We start from the raw sequence: 18672 nt of genomic DNA on the forward strand, positions 1-18672 counted from the left end.
ATTAGACGGATTGATAAGAAAATATAGTGAGATACAAATAGATAAAACCAACGCCACTATAAAAATTTTTTTATGTATTTGCATTTTTTACCCTACCCTTTCTTGTTTTACAACATTAAATACCAATCACCAATTTTATATAGCCTGATTCATTCTTTTCCTCCTCTTTCTAACAGGCTATTTTATAGTTCTTACACCTTAATCATATACAAATTTCAAAATAATACAAGTCTGTTTTTCTAATTATTTTTATGGTATAATAATATAGTTGGAGTGATAAATAAAAGCTCAGCAACTATCTTAGTAAACTCTATAAAATTAACTTTTTAGATAACAGCGTGATATATTTAAGCTACTAAACAGTTCAATTCAGTATGTTTTTTGCCCTACTTTTTAATCATGATATTGAAAATACCTAAAAGCGCCTTCCGAAATTCAATTAAATTTCAACATTTTTACTCTCAATATGAAAGTTCTTTCCAAATCCATGCAGGGGCATCTAAATCAACAGGAAAAGCCTTGAAATCAAGACTTTTTTTCTTGTCTATAGCAGATTTATTTTTGTATTCATTAACAATTAATAATTGAGAATCAAATTGAACACAGTAAACAAATCCGATTCCTTCATACTCTACCAAACACCATCCCCCTATTATCCCCCCACTTGTGGTATGATGGTAGAGTATGTTTAGGTGCCAAGCCACTTGAGCACCTCCGTGCTAAAAGGAGAACGAATATGAAAATCGCATGGAATGAAATTAAATACCAACCCAAGAAGTTTATCCTGATTGAACTCCTCATTATCATCCTCATGTTTATGGTGGTGTTCTTATCCGGGCTGACAAATGGACTGGGCCGTTCGGTATCGGCCCAAATCGATAACTATGGGGCCCTGCACTACATCCTTTCGACGGATTCAGAAGGGATTATCCCCTTTTCAACCATTACAGCGAAAGATTTAGATGAGGTCCAAAAGATAAAAGGGATGGACTATTCTGGCTTGTCGATCCAGCGGGCAACCGTCTCAAAAACAGAGGATTCCAACACTCTGGATATCACCTACTTCGCGACCGATCACAATGAAAAAAAAATCCTCAACCCAATCATAGAAGATACAGACCTCAAGATCTCCGACTTAAAGAAAAACGAGATCATTTTGGACAGTTCTTTCAAAGAGGATGAAGGGATCCAAGTCGGCGATCACGTGATCGATAAAACCTCTAAGCAAAAACTCAAGGTCGTGGCCTTCGCGAAAAATGCCAAATACGGCTATAGCGAGATTGGTTTTATCAGCTCGGATACCTACACAGGCATGCGACAAAAAACAGATCCAAGCTATCAATGGCAAGCCCAAACCCTTGTGACCAAGAAAAGCATCCCTTCTAGTGATCTAGCCAGCAACTTGATGGTGGCGGATAAGAAGCAGGTGATCGATAAAATCCCTGGCTACAAGGCTCAAAATCTGACGCTACGGATGATCACGTGGGTGCTCTTACTCGCTTCTTCTGCTATCCTTGGGGTTTTCTTCTATATCCTTACCTTGCAGAAGTTGAAACAGTTCGGCGTCTTGAAGGCCATTGGCATGTCCATGAGCCAGATTACCTATGTCCAACTATCCCAGCTCACCATTATCTCCCTCATCGGAGTGCTGCTGGGACTTGGCTTGGCAACCATAATGGCGCCATTTTTACCCAATAGCGTCCCTTCCTTTATGACCCTGAAGGACAATCTCACCATCTCGGTTAGCTTTATCCTGACCTCTATTTTGTGTGGTGCCTTGTCCCTTGTCAAAATCAAAAAAGTAGATCCAATCGAAGTCATTGGTGGAAATGGAGAATAAGATGGCCATTATCGAATTAGAAAATATCAGAAAATCCTACGCCGATGGTAGCCAGATGCACCATGTCCTCAACCAGCTGAATTTAAGCGTCGAACCCAACGAATTCGTCGCCATCTTGGGCCCTTCAGGATCTGGTAAATCCACGCTTTTGGCCATCGCTGGCTTGCTTTTATCAGCGGATGAGGGGCGGATTCGCATCGCAGGCCAAGACTTGACTGGTCTCAACCAAGGCCAATGGACGCAAAAACGGCTGGAATTACTCGGCTTTATCTTCCAAGACCACCAGCTCCTCTCCTATATGAAAATCGGTGATCAGTTAGAACTGGTGGCCAAATTAAAAGGGGAAAAGGACAAGAAAAAACGCCAAGAGGAAGTCAAAGCCTTGTTGGCAGATCTTGGCATCGAAGCTTGTTACCACCAATATCCTAATCAGATGTCCGGTGGGCAAAAACAACGGGCAGCCATCGCTCGCGCCTTCATCGGAAATCCACAGGTCATTTTGGCCGATGAACCAACGGCTAGCCTAGACCCAGATCGAGGGCAAGAAATCGCCCAATTGATCCAAAAAGAAGTCAAATCCAAAAACAAGAGCGCCATCATGGTCACCCATGACCGCTCCATCCTGACCTATGTGGATACCATTTATGAATTAAAACACGGCCAATTGCATAAGGTAGAAAAGGTTGATTAAATACAAGAGAGTGGGACAGAAATCGGTAATTCGTTAGAATTCGATTTCGTCGTCCCACCTCCGCACAGTTGAGTAGGGCTGTAAAAGCTGATGAAATCAGCGTAGTAGAGCCCACTCAACCACTGCGTCTTGCTAAACAATCCAAAAATAATTGAGAGGCTAGGACTTTTGTCCCAGCCTCTTTTTATTCTTGTGGCTCCTTGGGCAGCTCCATACGGAAGCGCAAGCCCATAGCTGTTTTATCAAATTGGTAGGCCAGTTCTTCATGGTCTAGCAAGTGTTGGACCACGAAGAGTCCCAGACCTCCTTCCTTCTTCTGACGGCTAGCGGTCATTGGCAGCTCGGCGGTCTCTACCATTTCCTGGCTGGCATTTTCAATCGCCAAGTGCGTCCCTTCCTCTTCGAGACGGAGCTGGATCTCTCCACCCGCATCCGAATGCTTAACGGCATTACTGATGACATTTGAGAGAACCAATTTCAGAATCGCTGGGTCCATATAGACGGCTTTGTCAGGGATCTGATTGTCAATCGTGAGCGCGCGGGATTGAGCCAAGACCTTGTACTGGTCGAGGATCTGCTCTACGACCTGATCCAGCTGGATCCACTCCTTGTTACCGGCCAATTCTTGGACAGAGGACAGGGACAGGATTTCTAGGACGATCTGGTTCATCTCATCGACGATATCGAGGGAGACCGACAGGTAGCGGTCCCGATCCTTGTAGCGGCCAATCTTATCCCGCATATTTTCTAGGATAATCTTCAAGCTGGCTAGCGGCGTCTTGAGCTCATGCGAGGCCCCCCGTAGGAATTCGACCTTCATCTGCTCCAACTTCAGATTTTCCTGTTTCTGCTGCTCTAGATTGTCGATCACTTCTAGGAGATGGTGATAGAGGTCGTTGATCTGTTGCTTGAGGACGCCGATCTCATCCTGCGAATGAATGGGAAGACTGGCCGTCCGATCCAGTCGCTTCATCCGCTTGGTCATCTGCTTGATCTCCAGGATCGGAGCAGAAATCAGGCGGGCATAGAGATAGGAGGCAATCAGTGACAGAACAAAGGAAGCGAGGAGACTATAGGGAAGAAAGCCCAGACTGATGTCCCGCGCTTCCTTTTGGGAATCGACAGTTGCTAAGAATTGCAAGGTCAAGTCCTTCCCCTCTTTAGTCTGGATCTTTCGCTCCTCAATGACCAGGGAATTGTTCTGGCTATCCGGGTTCAGGAGCAAGTCATCCTTGACCTCTAGGGCATTTTGTTTTTCCTTGCCCTTGATCGAGACCTTGATATCATTGGTCTTGGAATAAAGGTCGATGACCGACTCAATAGTTCCTTCTTTCTGGCCTTGAAAACTCTTAGCCAAGGCCTGTGATTTCTTCAAAATCGTCTGGCGTTGAGACTCGATATAGGTAGAGGGGAAAATAAAGTAAACCGAAGCATGTAGAAGGATGACTAAGCCACTAAAAAGGGCAAAGGTGATCAGAAAGATCTTTGCAAAGATACTCCGTTTGGTCATGGTCTCTCCAATTTATAGCCGACATTGCGTACCGTAACGATACAGTCCAGCTCTAGTTTTTTTCGTAGTTCCTTGATATAGACATCAATCACCCGGTCAAAAGGAATCTCCTCCGTCTCCTTCCAGACGGCATCGAGGATCTGAGAGCGGGTCCGGGCCTTGCCTTCATGCTGGAGCAAGTATTCCAATATTTCCAACTCCTTGGCATTCATGGAAATGGCTTGGCCTGCTAGGCTGGCTGTGTAGCTCTCAAAATCCACTCGTGCCTCTCCATAGGTGAAGACCCGGGAAGGCTGGAGCTTTTTAAAAATAGCTTCGATACGGACCTTCAAGAGGGACAAGGAGAAGGGTTTTTCCAGATAGCCATCTGCCAACTCTCCAAAGGCCGTCAACTTATAGTCCTCATCATGGAAGGCCGTTAGCATCAGGACAGGGACTGAGCTGGTCTTGCGGATGGCCTTGAGGACTTCCAAGCCATTGAGGATGGGAAGTTGGATGTCCAGCAAGACTAGATCCGGCGCTTCTATGTGAAAGAGGTCCAGGGCCTCCTGCCCATCACCTGCTTCAAAGACCTCATAGCCACATTCCATGAGATAGTCGCTCATCCCTTCGCGAATCAGGACTTCATCTTCTACGATTAGTATCTTCATACACTTTCCTTTTATCTAAGAAACTTCTTCTACCTCCTATTATACCCTATTTCTATTTTAGGAAACAATCTCTTATTCGACATCCACCAAGAGATCTTTTGGTTTCTTATGCAAGAGCCATTGAGAAGAAAGGATGGATACGAGAATCAAGAGGAGGCCACCGACCAACACAATCACCAACAATTGGCTCGGTTGGATGTCCATATGGAGGTCTGTCAGGGTCTTACTGAAGCTTTCTGCCTCAGCTCCACCACCAAGGTTGGCTGCAGAGGATTCTTGAGCCATTTGTTTGGCAATGCCACTGGTTACGTTCTTGAGTACCGTATCTCCGACTGTTTTGGCAAGAAGTCCTGCAACTCCATAGGAGAGGAGGAAGGCTGGGATGGAAATCATGACCAATTCTGCCACGAATTGCCCTGCAATCTGCACCTTGGAGAGTCCCAGAGCTAACAAGATACCCACTTCTCTGCGACGGGCATTGAGCCACAAGACGAGGAGAAGGGTGAGAAGCAAGCTAGCAAAGACGAGGCTACCGATAAACAAGTAGTCCGCTACTTGGAACATGCTGCTGATCGATTTTTGCAAGGCCGGGTAGTTGGAAGAGCTCTTAACCAAGTCATAGAGGTTCCAGTCAATGTCAAGTGCTTTGATTTTTTCGATCAATTGATCGAGGTCCTGATCCCCTTTGGCAAAGAAGGTCGCATCCTCATAGGTAGCTGTTTGAACAGTATTGCCGTAGAGTTTGGCAGCTGTATCCAGGTCAGAGATGAGGGTATCTTCATACAATTCTTGGGCGTAAGTTAGAGGAGCTTGGTTCTTCCCTGAGAACAGACCCTTAATGGTCACTTCGACAGTTTCATTAGCCCCTTTTTCATTGTCAGCATCGTAGAGATTGGACTTGAGACGCACCTTATCGCCCACCTTAAGACCATTCTTTTTCGCCAAATCTTCATGCATGAGGATTTGGTTTTTATCCTTATCGGTCAGGTGCTCCCCTTGGACCAGCTTGTAGGCTCCAGAGACAAATTTATCTTCTTTTGAAGAGTCATTGACCCCCGTCACCATCAAGGTATTCTTGAAGTATTTGGCCCGCTCTGGAGATTGGTTTTGCAAGGTCTCTTCGGTCTCAATGATCTCATGGTCTAGGATATCTGCGATGGCATTGATCCGCCTGATCGAGGAGGTGATCCCCTCTACCTGGCTAATTTTTTCGATATCTTCTCCTCTGAGATTCCCAGCTCCACGAGGGGTTCCCGGATTGGTCCGTCGGTTGATCTGCATGGAAAAGCTATTGGTGATGGATCCCAGGCTTTCCGATGAAGCTTTTTGGGTTGCCCCCTTCATGGAGAGTCCGATCAAGCTCAAGGTCCCCATGAGGAGAATGATGGCAAAGAGCAGGAGAGACTTGGGCCATTTCCGTGTGATATAAGCAAAAGCATTGCGCAACATAGCATTCCCTCCTTACTTGCTCTTCTCAACGAGGCTACGGCGACTCAATTCCAAGACCACATCGGAGGCCTCTGCCACTTCCTTACTGTGGGTGACGACGATGACACATTTTTGGCGTTCCTTGGCCAACTTCTTCAAAATGGCAATGATGTCACCAGCTGTCTGTTCGTCAAGGTTTCCAGTCGGCTCATCCGCCAAGATGACAGGTGCTTCTGAAACGAGCGCACGCGCAATGGCTACCCGCTGTTGCTGCCCTCCAGATAATTGCAGGACATTGCGTTTGATTTGCGTTTCGTCCAATCCCAATTCCAAGAGAATGTCTTTCCCAGCTTGTTTGTTGACCAGGCGGACATTTTCAAGTGGCGTCAAATAATCAATCAGATTGTAATTCTGAAAGACCAGGGAGACATGGTGCTTGCGGTGGTAGCTAGACCCTTTGGTCTGGATGTCCTCCCCATCAAAGAGAACCTGCCCCTTCTTGGGATTGTCCAGACCAGCCAAGAGGGAGAGGAGGGTCGATTTCCCTGCTCCAGACTGACCGATAATGCTGTAAAATGTCCCATTTGCGAACTGATAGTTCACGTCTGAGAAGATCTCTTCTTGGTAGCTTTGGTAACTATAGGATACATGTTTGAGTTCTAACATAAGTATCATTTCTCCTTAACTCATTTTTGTTAATATTTCTTTTGGGCTCTTGCGCCAGATCATGCTGGTAGTTACACCGAGCGACAAAAGGATCAAGCACAAGAGGCTAGCATAGGCGATTCCTAAGGAAAGGCCTTGAGGGACTTGGTTGAGCAAGTCTAGGGTCTGCTGTTGACCGGTCTGTCCGACAAACTGCTCTAAGAAACGATGGCTGACCATCCGCCCGATGAGAAATGCTGGGATCACCGCTAGTAAGGATACCAGCACCACCTCCAAGAGGAACTGTCTAAAGATCCGGCCCTTACTCTTCCCAATGGATAAGAGGACGCCGATTTCATGGATCCGCTCCCGTGTCCAGAGACTGAGTAAGAGCGATAGAGCACCGGCTCCCGTCACCAGGAGGACGATCATCATGATCCGCACCAGGCCTTCTAGGGTCTGAGAGGATTCCTTCATCTGGTCAAAGGCCTTGCGATCTTCGACCACGCGTAGCGATTGCCAATCCAGATCCAAGCTTTTAACTTGCTTCAAGAGGGCATCGATTTTCTCAGGATCTTTGACGCCAAAGGTGACCTGCGTCACTTCTTGCTGACTGAGACCAAGGAGCTTAGTCGCATCCTCATAAGGGAGGTAGACTTGGTTTTCACTCAGGTCTGAGGTCATCCCTGTGAATTTTTCCTGTTTCTTACCCGAAAAGATCCCAACGATTTTAAAGGTTTGCTCTTTGGCAGGAGTCTCTCCCATCTGAAAGCTGGATAAGGTCAAGGAATCTCCGACCTTTAGCTTATTCTTCTTAGCCAACTCTTGGTGAATTAAGATCTGGCCGCGAGCCTTGTCGGATAAGTGCTTGCCTTGCACCAGTTGGAAACTGCTACTCCGGAAATCCAGGTGCTGGTCTGTCTTCTGGGTAAAGACAGCACCTAGCGCTTGCTTGGCTTCCTGCCCCAGATCATCCCGTTCTACCGACTGCTGTCCCGTCACCGCTTCTTTCCCAAGAATACGAACGGGACTTTCATATTGAGGAACCATAGATCCAACTCCAGCTAGCTGTCGCACCTTTTCAGCCTCCTTCAGCGCAAAGGGAGTAGCCCCCTGCTTACTGGTCAGAGCAAAACTGGTCCCAGCCGATTGCTTGATATGTTCCTCTAACCTTCCTCCCACTTGCATCAGTGAAAAACAGAAATACAAGCAAGAAAGGATCAAGAGGAGAATCAGAAAGAGAACCAGATTCCTCGTTCTTTTTCGAGAAATATAGGCGATTGCCTGTTGTAAGATCATGAACTCACCCTCCATTTCAAGGTCCACGGCAATGCCATGTGGACGCTTTCATCATTTGTTATAGTTATTATAGAAAAGAAATGTGAAATGTTTATGAAATAGAAAGAGAGTGGGACAGAAATCGGTAATTCGTTAGAATTCGATTTCGTCGTCCCACCTACGCACAGTTGAGTAGGGCTGTAAAAGCTGATGAAATCAGCGTAGTAGAGCCCACTCAACCACTGCGTCTTGCTCGACAAACCAAAAACAATTGAGAGGCTAGGACTTTTGTCCCAGCCTCTATTCGATTTAAATAATATTAGGAAAATATGCGCCCCACTTGCTTGACCTTATTTTTCAAAGATTTCTCCTTCTTGGATCCTTGAAAAGATCTGATCGGTCAGTCGAACATTCAAGAAGCTCCAAAGAGCAAAACCACCAAAGGTAAAGAGATAAATAGCTGTCAGTAACCGTTCAGGACTACTGAGACTGATATAAACTACTGCCAGATTGAAGAAAATAAGAAAGATGGTTTGAATTGGATTTAAAAGAGCAATGAGGAAACTATTTAGACAGACCTTTCTTGTAGGATCTTCAAAGAGGCCGATATAAGGGAAGATCAAGGTCATCCCTCCACATAGAAGGACGATAAAGGGAAGCAAGATCCAAATCCCATACTCACTTAAGAAGTCCGTATTTGAAAAAAGACAGTAATCCAGATAAAGAAGGGCAGATAGTCCTAGACAAGTCAGCCAAATCACCGTCGCTTGCTTGAAATTAGCGCGAAAGAGACGGAAAAAATGAAAAACGATATCCGTATCTTCCCCTTTCAACAAGCGGTGCCACATGGTTGCTAAAGCCGTAAGCGATGCACCGATCGTGAGAATTGGAAGGCAGCAAACGATAAACAAGGTGTTCAAGATAATGATGTCTGTCAACCGGGTCAAGGTCTTGACCAAGCGTCCATCCAATGAAAATAATTTTTGCATCTTCTTCTCCTTGTTCTTCATCTCTATTTTCTTCCACTTCCTCCAAGGAAGCACTCAGGGGCTTTAGGCCCCTGAGTTACTTACTTGAATCCATTTAGACTCCTGTTACTTCACTTCTTTTTGGTAACGATCATAGGCATCCTGTTGAATCTTCATAAAGTCATCAATGCCCATCTTCTTCAATGTTGCTTTGTAATCGTCCCAATCCTTTTCGACGCCCCCTTCGACTACCCATTTAGAAGCTTGTTGGGTAACATAGGAGTTGATATCGACATAAATAGAGGACAATTTGTTCAATTCTTCTTGAGAGTAGATGACATTTGGATATGCTGGCAAAGCGTATTGTTTCAATTCTTTGTCCATCTTCAATTTGAGGCCATCACCTTGCGTTTGGTCGATGTCGACATGACTATTGATATCATCTGACACATATTTTGGTCCAAAGTCACGAAGGGAATTAATCCAAGCCCATTCATCGGCAGATTTACCATCTTTTGGAGCCAAGACCTTGTACTTGTCACCATCTTTTTCAGTTGCAATGCCAAAGGATCCATAGAAGTTTTGGATGCTGGCATCGTCCGTGTAGAATTTATCCAACCATTTGAGCAATTTTGCAGGGTCCTTGCACTTATTCGTGATCAGTATTTCATTGCGTCCATAGTTCAAATGATCTGGGTCAGAAATGACATATTGTTTGCCATCCGGGCCTTTCAATGCTGGGAGAGGAGCATATTCGCTGGCATGTTGGCCAAAGGTTGCATCTGCTGTCCAACCACTTGACACACCGACACGCGCCACACCCTTATCCATCCGTTTGGCAACAGACATGGAGGTATCTTCTGTAAAGAGTTCAGGGTCGATCAAGCCTTTCTTGTAGGCTTCATGCATCGCCGCTATCCCTTGTTTATAACTTTCTTCTGTTCGTAGATAGACCGGCTTGCCATCTTTGACGGACATTTCATAGGTATTATCTCCACCCAGACGGTTGTTGAATGGCAAAATATAAGAGAAGGTCGGATCAAAGTTACCAGAGCCAAATGGAATTTCATCATTGACATCGCCATTGCCATTAGCATCCTTATCCTTAAATGCTTGTAAAACAGTCACCAATTCATCATAGGTTTCCGGCATCTTCAAGCCAAGGTTGTCCAACCATTTCTTATTAATAAAGAGTTGGTTGCCGACGATTGGCCGCATTGGCAATTTCTTAGGCAGGCTGTAAATATGACCATCTGGGTTGGTCACCATGGCTTTTAATTTCGGTTCTTTTTCAAAGGCCTTGTTCAAGTTTGGCATATTATCCTTGATCAAGTCTTCCAATGGAATGAACATGTTTTGGTTCTGAGCGATTTCAGAATCCGTGAAGGCATTGGATCCCAAGAAAGCGTCTGGTAAATCTCCACTGGCAACAAGAACAGATTTCTTATCAGACCAGTCTGCAGCCACCATGGTATCCCATTTGATCTTGATACCTGATTCCTTGGCTGAATCATCTAGAAAACCTTTGTGATAGTCTTCCCCCCAATCCGACCAACGAACGGTCGTGATCTTGAAGGTATTTCCATCATTCTTGTCATTGCTTGATTTATTTGTGGAAGCTCCACAAGCCGTCAAGCCAGCTAAAGCAGCTGCTCCAAGGAGCAGATAGGCAAATTTCCTGTTTTTCATGATCTTCTCCTATTCTTTCAAGGCACCTATCATGACACCTTGATTAAAGTATTTTTGGACGAATGGATACAGCATCATAATCGGTGCTGTTGAGATAACGATGGCTGCATATTTCATCATATCAGCCTTAATACGGAGGTCAGAAGCTACCTCCCCTGTTGCTTGCGATTGCAACATTTGATTACTAATTAAGAGACGGCGCAGGATCAATTGCAGGGGTTGAAGATTTTCATTGGTCAAATAAATCAAGGCATTGAACCAAGAATTCCAGATCCCTACTGCTGTCCAAAGTCCAATAACGGCAATAATAGCCTTGGACAAGGGGAGCACGATCTTTCTAAAGTAATAAATGGTTCCGCACCCATCGATCTGGGCGGCTTCCCACATCCCTTCTGGAATACTATTGTTAAAGAAAGTCCGAGCTACAACGATATTGTAAGGAGATACTGCAAACGGTACGACCATTACCCAGAAGGTGTCGACCAAGCCCAATTGTTTCACTGTCAAATAAATGGGAATCAAGCCCCCAGAGACGAACATGGGAACGATAAAGAAGACACTGACCCATTTCTTAGCAAAGAGGTCCTTTCGCGACAAGGCGTAACCAGCCGGGATATTAATGACCAGGGCAACGATGGTCCCTACAACCGTGTAGAGGATGGTGTTAAGATAGCTCTTTAGAAACAAAGGCTGCTCAATCAAACGTTGATAGCCGTCTAGTCGCCATTCCCTCGGGATAAACCAAACCTTACCAGTTGCTACATCAGACGGATTACTAAAGGAGGCAATGATAACAAACCACAAAGGGTAGACAATCAAGAGAATCAAGCAAATCGCTAGACCATAGATAAAAATATCAAAGAGGATTTCTGACTTGGTCTTTCTCGCATGTTGAAACAATTTCACAATTTCTCCTCCTTCCTAGAACAATCCCGTCTTGGTATAGCGTTTCGCAAACCAGTTGACCGACAGTAAGATGATCAAGTTGACCAAGGTATTAAAGAGACCGATCGCTGTCGAATAACTATATTGAAAATTAATCATCCCCACTTTGTAGACATAGGTCGAAATGATTTCACTTCCTGCCAGATTAAGTGGATTTTGCAAGAGCAAGACCTTTTCAAAACCAACACTGAGTAGGCTTCCTGCTCTGAGAATCAAGAGAATCATCGCCGTTGGTAACAGTAAGGGTAAGTCAATATGACGGATTTTTTGCAATCGACTCGCCCCGTCCATGGTCGCTGCCTCATAAAAGGTCGGATCAATGGCCGATAGAGCGGCTAGATAGATGATACTATCCCAACCGATATGTTGCCAGACATCGCTCCAGACATAGACACCCGCAAAGCTACCTGGTTTAGATAAGAGGGCAGGCATCTTTAAGCCAACCAATTTGAGGACATTGGCTAACAGTCCACTACTTGGGGAGAGAAAGAGAATAATCATCCCACACATGACCATGGTCGAGATAAAATGAGGCAAATAAGTCGTTACTTGAAAGACTTTTTTGAACTTGCCCACACGAATCTGGTTGCAAATAATGGCTAGAACAATCGGCAAGGGAAAACCAACCAGAATACTGTAAATAGAAATTTTCAAGGTATTCTTCATGGTTGTCGCAAATTGGAAGGATGAGAAGAACTGGTTAAAATACTTGAGACCAGCCCAAGGACTTCCAAATATCCCAGTAGCGGGAGAGTAATCTTTAAAAGCGATGACTAGACCCGCCATAGGGATATAGGCAAATAAAATCAATAAAATAATCGATGGCAGGAGCAGCACATATAAAGGAATATTTTTCTTAAATTTGCTCTGCTTCGCATTAACTTCGCTTTTCATAAGGCCCTCCTTTTCTTTCTCCTTTATTTTATAGGAATCCTTTCCATCTTTATAGAACTTTTTCGTGCATCTTCATTCACTTTTCCGTTTTCTCCACACAAAAACATGCACTTTCCCGATTTTTTTTACTTTAATATCGGTTTTGTTCATGAATCCGTTTTCAAATAGTGCTATAATATATGTGAGGTGCTCATTATGAAAGCTATTCACAGAAGTACACGAGATCACTCGATTCAATTTTTTTCGCGCCTACTCTTTCTCCTCTTAGTTGTCAATACCTTGATCAACCTTTTGATTGGTGGGATTAGCCGAAATTTTATTAAACACCAAAATATGCTCCATTTAGAGGACTCGATTCATATCTATGCGGATTCCTTAAATACAGAGCTTCACTCCGTTGAGCGTTTTATGTACAGTACCATTAGTCACAATGACTATTTGACAGAGCTCAATACTCCGCTTGATTTCACAGATTTTCATGAAAATCTAAAAAAACTGCGGATTGATTTCACGGAGTTTCAGTACCAGATGGATAGCCCCATTACCTTTTTCATAGAGACAAAAGATATCCCACATTTTTTCAACGCTTCCAGTCTTCAACTGCCCTACCTGGACTATGTACAATTGAAAGATCATCTTAAAACCTATGACAAAGAAACAGACAAGACCCGTCAAAAATGGCAACGAATCAGCCTGAACCAGCATGATTATCTCTTGAAATCCCTTCATTACAAGGGCAAGGCTATCTATGCCATCATTTCTACCCAGGATATTTTAAGACCCTTGCAAAAGCTCAATATTGGAAAAAAAGGGCGCTTATCCATCGAACGCCCCAATCAGATCCATGCTACAGATTCCGTTATTCAAGCCGATAGCAATCAAACCCACCTGCCTTTTGATCTTTATGTGACAGTTGATTACGGGGACGTTTTCCGTACAAATATCGTACTTGAAACTCTCCTCTCCTTGGTTCCTTTGATCATCGCTGTTCTCTCCACCATTCTGATCCTTTATATTCGTCAACGGATGATCCAGCCAATGAAACGACTCACCCAGCGTCTTTCTCAGCTAGATGCTGCTTCTACCAAGCTAGATGTAATCGAAGACCAAGGGATCTTAGAGATCGATCAGGCCAATCACAAGCTCAATCAGGTTCTGATCCATATGAAAGACCTCCAAATTCGAGCCTACCACGCGCAACTCAATCTCAAAAAAGTCGAACTCAATTACCTCAAAAATCAAGTCCGACCCCACTTTTACCTCAACATGCTCTCCATGATTCACAGCATGCTCCAAACCAAGGACTATAAGGAAATCGAGGAGTTGACCAAGGTGACTTCCAACTACTTGCGTCACCTCTTTCAAGCCAACCAAGATTTCAATCGCTTAGCAGATGAAATCCAACATATCCGAAATTACCTAGAGATCCAGAAAATCCGCTATGGCGACAGCATCCACTTTGACCTGGACTGGGATCCTGGTCTGAAAGATGCTGCTATTCCCCCTCTGCTGTTACAAACCTTTGTGGAAAATGCCATCAAACACGGCTTTTCTTTCCAAGATTCCTTCCACATCCAGCTTTCCATTCATGAAGAAGCAAACCAACACCTTGCTATTTGCCTTCAGGATAATGGTCCTGGTTTTAGCTCCGCTATCTTACAAGATCTAGCAGAGAAAAAATCCTTAGTCACAGAAGATGGCCACCACATTGGTTTGACCAATGCACGGGAACGACTAGATCTCCTCTATCCAGATCACTACACGCTTCAATTTTCAAATGGATCCCAAGGAGGGGCCCGCATCCAACTGAGCCTTCCTTATGAACCCTACAAAGGAGACACACATGAATATCCTACTCGTTGACGATGATCGTTTTATCATTAAAGCCCTACAGGAAACCATCCATTGGGAAGCCTTGGGCATTGAGCAGGTATATACTGCCTCCAGTCTGAGCCAAGCCCAAGCCATCATTCAAAGTCACCCAATCGCCCTCATGATCAGTGATATCGAGATGCCACAAGGCAGTGGGCTAGATCTCCTAGCCTGGGTCCGGTCAGAAAAATATGACATTCAAACGATCTTCCTCACCAATTATGCTGATTTCAATTATGCCCAAAAAGCCATTGAACTCCAAAGTTTTGAATACTACCTCAAACCGATTGACCCCGACCGCTTAGAATTTATCATTCAAAAAGCCCTCAATAAGATCAAGCGCCACAAGAGTGCGGCCCAATTAGCCCAGCAAGGACAAAAAGAAGCTGAATTTTGGCATGACTACTTGCGAAAACCGCGTCCATCTCAAGCAGAACAGCTCCTTCAAGAAGTGGCAAAACGGGGCTATAGCCCCAAACCTCATGAAGACTACCTCTTAGTCCTCATCACTCTCCACTTAATTGAAGAAGACTTTCACCCCAGCGTCCCTTCTTGGCGCTTGCAGCTCCGCCATTGTATCAAGGAGCTCTCCCTGGATTTCCCTGTCCACTACTGCGCCCTCAGTAAAATCGAAAGCCAGACCGATCGCTACCTCTGCCTCTTCAAAAAGAATCAGACTACAGAGTGTGCAGACTTCCTAAAGGCTATCCAGCAGAAGATTCAGCAAGACTTAGACCGATCCTCTATCCTTCTCTATTCAGATGCTATTTCCCTTGAGACGCTATTGATGCAGGCTCTGCAACTCTGCCAATACAGTGAAGAACAAGTCTTCCATTGGAACAGTATCCACTCCTATGCTTCTTTGGCTCCACTACCTCAAAAGCCTGCTCATCGGACATCGCTCACTTTTACAAATCAACTAGAGACAGAACAGCTCCTCCAAATCATCCATAGCTTAGAGACTCAAGATCGCATTCCGCTCTCAGCTCTAAGTGAACTCCAGCTAGACTGGACCCAGCAAATTGGGATTTATCTGGACAAGAACGGCATTCTCGCCCACAAGTTATTTCAAAACAAACACCATCAATTTCTCTTCGAACGGCGGTTTCATGCCATCGAAGCTTTTGAGGCCTATATTGGAGATTACTGGAGCTCTGCTCGCCATTATGTGATCGATCTAGAACACCAATCCAATCTCATCCAGCGGATCACCGACTACATCGACCACCATTACAAGGAGGATATCAGTCGCACTAAGCTGGCCGAAATGGTTTTTCTTAGTCCAGATCATCTAGCACGGGTGTTTAAGCGCGACACCGGCGAAACCTTGGTGAAATACATCACCGATAAACGGATGGCCGCCGCAAAAGAGATGCTATCGCAAAGCGATACCCCCATTTACCAAGTCGCCCTCCAGGTGGGCTATGACAACTACTCCTACTTTACAAAGGCTTTTAAACAAAAGGTCGGCCTCTCCCCAGGAGATTACCGCAAACAATGCCAAGAAGCCTTTTAAAACAAGAAAAAACCTTTGAAAAAGGATTCCTTTTCAAAGGTTTTATTTTCTTTTCTTTCTGATTTCTTTTTCAATGGCACTAGCAATCTTCTCCACCATATAGGCCGTCTGGAGATTGCGCAAGATCAAGAGGGCCCAAAAGCATGCAAAGAGCATTTGACCCGCCATGGTCGCTTCATTGAAAAAGTATGTCTCCATAGCAGTAAAGACTGCTATCACTGCAAATTGTTTTCTATTCATAAAATTATTTTACCATGATTCAGTAAAAAATTCATGTATTAATCGTCTTGCAGGGTGATTTTATCGGATAAAAAGTGAAATTCCTCAGGGATGACACTTTCCTCTTCTTCCACCACTTCCGCTTTTTGACCACGCGCCTTAGCCGAAAACTCTGCCCGAATTTGAGTCCATTCTTCCATCGAAACCGCTAAAATCTCTGGCGAGAAGCCGGCAGCATTGCTGAGAATATTGCCAAACATGGTATTGAGGTTGTCCCGCTTCATGGTCTGTTCAGCATTAAAGGCAGACTCAAAGGCTAAAATAGCGTGATTTTCATTGGCAGCAACCGGCTGGGATCCGATTAAGAGGGCCTTATCCGCACCTGCCAAGCTCTCGATAATTTCCCCCCAAGCGTTCTGAAGACGGATCAAGTTGGTCCGTGCCAACTCTGGGTTTTCAACCGCCTCTTGTAAAATGGCGTTGACCTTGTTTCGATCTGCACGGTAGCCCTTGTTCGACTTGGTTGGACGAGCTACTGTCGGTTTTGAAGCAGGAAGGCTAGCACCGGCCTGGATCAATTGTTGCTTGAGCTGAGCGACTTCTTTCTTCAACTCTTCCAGCTGGGCTAGCACATTGGAAGGAACTTCCACAGCAGCTGAGTTAGAAACTTGGCCTGTGCTTTCAGCCAATTTAATGGTCATCATTTCAGTATAGATACGCGGTTGCAAACTATTTTTGATGTCCGCAAGACTGGTCGTCGCCTGGTCAATCAGGGCAAAAAGACGGGCTTGATCAGCTTCCAGATTCGCCGCAAACAAGTCACTAGCGTGAGTGTTTTCGCCACCTGTCTGGACAATCAAGAGATCTCTCAGGTATTGAAGTAAGTCCGTAACGAAACGGGCCATATTCTTCCCGTTATCAAAGATAATCGCCAGCTGATCCAGCGCCGCTGTCGCATCATGAGCCAGGATGGCAGCTACGTACTGATCGAGCGCAGCTAGGCTGATTGAGCCCGTAATCTCTTCAGCGATTGCTGTCGTCAACTCACTACCTGCAGTTAGACTCAGGGCTTGGTCCAAAATGGACAAGGCATCCCGCATCCCACCTTCAGCGCGTCGGGCGATGATCTGAACAGCATCTGCTTCATAGGCAATGCCTTCAGTAGCTAGGATATTTTCCAAATGCTGGACAATATCTGGCAATTTGATAGATTTGAATTCAAAGCGTTGCACCCGTGACAGAATAGTAGCTGGAATCTTGTGCAACTCCGTTGTTGCAAGGATAAAGACCACATTTTCCGTCGGCTCTTCCAGCGTCTTCAACAAGGCATTAAAGGCCCCTGTTGAAAGCATATGGACCTCATCGATAATGTAGACCTTGTGCTTGACTAGACTCGGAGCATAAGTGGATTTGTCGCGAATATCCCGAATTTCATCGACCCCATTGTTGGACGCCGCGTCGATCTCAATGACATCTTCTAGGCTCCCATTGGTAATGGATTCACAGATATAGCAGTCGTTACAAGGCTCCCCATTGACTTGATTAGGACAGTTCATAGCCTTAGCAAAGATCTTGGCCACACTGGTTTTCCCAGTACCACGAGGACCCGAAAAGAGATAGGCATGGCTGATCTTCTCCTGCTCGACAGCCTGTCTCAATGTCCGTGCCACCACTTGCTGGCCGACCAATTGGCCAAAGGTCTGGCTACGGTATTTCCGATATAAAGCTTGATACATTAGTTCTTAACTCCAAACATCTTAAAGTCCCAGTTTGTCTTTTCGATCAAGATGGTGACAAACTTTTCCAAATACTCTTGATCCAGCTGATCGTAGTCAGAGACACACTCCGAATCCAGGTCTAAAACCCCAAGGAGCTGACCGTCCATGACCATAGGCACCACAATCTCACTCATAGCCCGACTATCACAGGAAATATAGTTGGCATGCTGGCGCACATCATCGACAATCATGGTTTCCTGCTTTTGAGCTGCTTCTCCACAGACACCCTTTCCAAGAGCGATATGGACACAAGAAACACCTCCCTGAAAAGGTCCCAAGATCAATTCCGTTTGGTCATACAAATAAAAACCTGCAAAGACCGAACGAGGCAGGGCTTGATTTAAAAGAGCACTGGCATTGGACAGATTAGCCAAGGCATTGGTTTCTCCTGTTAAGAGAGCGTCTAACTGAGCCAGCAAGAGCTGGTATTGTGATTCTTTTTCCGAATGTTTCATACCTTCCATTATACCAAATCTTTGCCCAAAAATTAAGCTTCAAACAGCGAAAGAAAAGAGAGTGGGACAGAAATCGGTAATTCGTTAGAATTCGATTTCGTCGTCCCACCTCCGCACAGTTGAGTAGGGCTGTAAAAGCTGATGAAATCAGCGTCGTAGAGCCCACTCAACCACTGCGACCACTGCGTCTTGCTCGACAATCCAAAAACAATTGAGAGGCTAGGACTTTTGTCCCAGCCTCTGGAATATAGATAAACTAATTTTTAGTAAAATAACTTAAGCGATTCTGCAAAG

The 18672-nt window shown here is 44.9% G+C and carries 17 protein-coding genes; 4 read left to right on the forward strand and 13 right to left on the reverse strand.

Features of this window, described 5'->3' with window-relative positions:
* Positions 1 to 461: 461 nt before the first annotated feature.
* The gene (locus H7T92_RS08095; protein WP_201037495.1) at positions 462 to 638 is read right to left on the reverse strand and encodes a hypothetical protein; all 177 of its coding nucleotides are present in this window, start codon (positions 636 to 638) and stop codon (positions 462 to 464) included.
* 98 nt (positions 639 to 736) lie between these two features.
* Here H7T92_RS08095 and H7T92_RS08100 point away from each other — a divergent pair, with 98 nt between their 5' ends.
* On the forward strand, positions 737 to 1840 hold the full coding sequence (locus H7T92_RS08100) for an ABC transporter permease (RefSeq protein WP_201037496.1): 1104 nt from the start codon (positions 737 to 739) through the stop codon (positions 1838 to 1840).
* Position 1841: 1 nt separating this feature from the next.
* Entirely contained in the window at positions 1842 to 2531 is a 690-nt protein-coding gene (locus tag H7T92_RS08105) for an ABC transporter ATP-binding protein (RefSeq protein WP_070675743.1), read from the forward strand.
* A gap of 184 nt (positions 2532 to 2715) precedes the next feature.
* Here the strand turns inward: H7T92_RS08105 and H7T92_RS08110 are convergent, their stop codons facing one another.
* From H7T92_RS08110 to H7T92_RS08150, 9 genes are all read right to left on the reverse strand, one after another.
* Entirely contained in the window at positions 2716 to 4041 is a 1326-nt protein-coding gene (locus H7T92_RS08110; protein ID WP_201037497.1) for a sensor histidine kinase, read from the reverse strand.
* Positions 4038 to 4691 carry a response regulator transcription factor gene (locus H7T92_RS08115; RefSeq protein ID WP_195187747.1) on the reverse strand — a complete coding sequence of 218 codons (654 nt, stop codon included), beginning with the start codon at positions 4689 to 4691 and terminating at the stop codon, positions 4038 to 4040. The genes H7T92_RS08110 and H7T92_RS08115 overlap by 4 nt, the downstream gene beginning before the upstream one ends.
* A gap of 72 nt (positions 4692 to 4763) precedes the next feature.
* Positions 4764 to 6140 carry an ABC transporter permease gene (locus tag H7T92_RS08120; RefSeq protein WP_024055723.1) on the reverse strand — a complete coding sequence of 459 codons (1377 nt, stop codon included), beginning with the start codon at positions 6138 to 6140 and terminating at the stop codon, positions 4764 to 4766.
* 12 nt (positions 6141 to 6152) lie between these two features.
* Positions 6153 to 6791: an ABC transporter ATP-binding protein gene (locus H7T92_RS08125; protein ID WP_201037522.1), complete on the reverse strand. Its 639-nt coding sequence runs from the start codon at positions 6789 to 6791 to the stop codon at positions 6153 to 6155.
* A gap of 9 nt (positions 6792 to 6800) precedes the next feature.
* Entirely contained in the window at positions 6801 to 8063 is a 1263-nt protein-coding gene (locus H7T92_RS08130; protein WP_049491955.1) for an ABC transporter permease, read from the reverse strand.
* 329 nt (positions 8064 to 8392) lie between these two features.
* A complete protein-coding gene (locus tag H7T92_RS08135; RefSeq protein ID WP_201037498.1) occupies positions 8393 to 9031 on the reverse strand; it encodes a YesL family protein in 639 nt (212 codons plus the stop codon).
* 105 nt (positions 9032 to 9136) lie between these two features.
* Positions 9137 to 10699 carry a type 2 periplasmic-binding domain-containing protein gene (locus H7T92_RS08140; protein WP_031575601.1) on the reverse strand — a complete coding sequence of 521 codons (1563 nt, stop codon included), beginning with the start codon at positions 10697 to 10699 and terminating at the stop codon, positions 9137 to 9139.
* A 9-nt stretch (positions 10700 to 10708) separates the two neighbouring features.
* Positions 10709 to 11605, reverse strand: coding sequence for a carbohydrate ABC transporter permease (locus tag H7T92_RS08145; RefSeq protein ID WP_023918477.1), 897 nt, complete (start codon positions 11603 to 11605; stop codon positions 10709 to 10711).
* Between the two features lie 15 nt (positions 11606 to 11620).
* Positions 11621 to 12538, reverse strand: a complete 918-nt coding sequence (locus tag H7T92_RS08150) for an ABC transporter permease (RefSeq protein WP_195529361.1) — start codon at positions 12536 to 12538, stop codon at positions 11621 to 11623.
* A 195-nt stretch (positions 12539 to 12733) separates the two neighbouring features.
* On the opposite strand from H7T92_RS08150, the gene H7T92_RS08155 reads away from it, so the two are divergent.
* Together H7T92_RS08155 and H7T92_RS08160 are read left to right on the forward strand one after the other, a co-directional pair.
* Entirely contained in the window at positions 12734 to 14401 is a 1668-nt protein-coding gene (locus tag H7T92_RS08155) for a sensor histidine kinase (protein WP_201037499.1), read from the forward strand.
* Entirely contained in the window at positions 14382 to 15926 is a 1545-nt protein-coding gene (locus H7T92_RS08160; RefSeq protein WP_260314293.1) for a helix-turn-helix domain-containing protein, read from the forward strand. Before H7T92_RS08155 ends, H7T92_RS08160 begins: the two co-directional genes overlap by 20 nt.
* Positions 15927 to 15968: 42 nt before the next feature.
* Here the strand turns inward: H7T92_RS08160 and H7T92_RS08165 are convergent, their stop codons facing one another.
* From H7T92_RS08165 to H7T92_RS08175, 3 genes are read right to left on the reverse strand one after another with little or no spacing between them, the layout of a single operon-like run.
* The gene (locus H7T92_RS08165) at positions 15969 to 16166 is read right to left on the reverse strand and encodes a DUF3272 family protein (protein WP_003002577.1); all 198 of its coding nucleotides are present in this window, start codon (positions 16164 to 16166) and stop codon (positions 15969 to 15971) included.
* A 38-nt stretch (positions 16167 to 16204) separates the two neighbouring features.
* A complete protein-coding gene (dnaX, locus tag H7T92_RS08170) occupies positions 16205 to 17881 on the reverse strand; it encodes a DNA polymerase III subunit gamma/tau (protein ID WP_201037501.1) in 1677 nt (558 codons plus the stop codon).
* Positions 17881 to 18378, reverse strand: a complete 498-nt coding sequence (locus H7T92_RS08175) for a GAF domain-containing protein (RefSeq protein WP_311626416.1) — start codon at positions 18376 to 18378, stop codon at positions 17881 to 17883. The genes dnaX and H7T92_RS08175 overlap by 1 nt, the downstream gene beginning before the upstream one ends.
* Positions 18379 to 18672: the final 294 nt, after the last annotated feature.

Origin of the sequence: Streptococcus parasanguinis (assembly GCF_016648855.1) — a bacterium.
GTDB lineage: Bacteria > Bacillota > Bacilli > Lactobacillales > Streptococcaceae > Streptococcus > Streptococcus parasanguinis_L.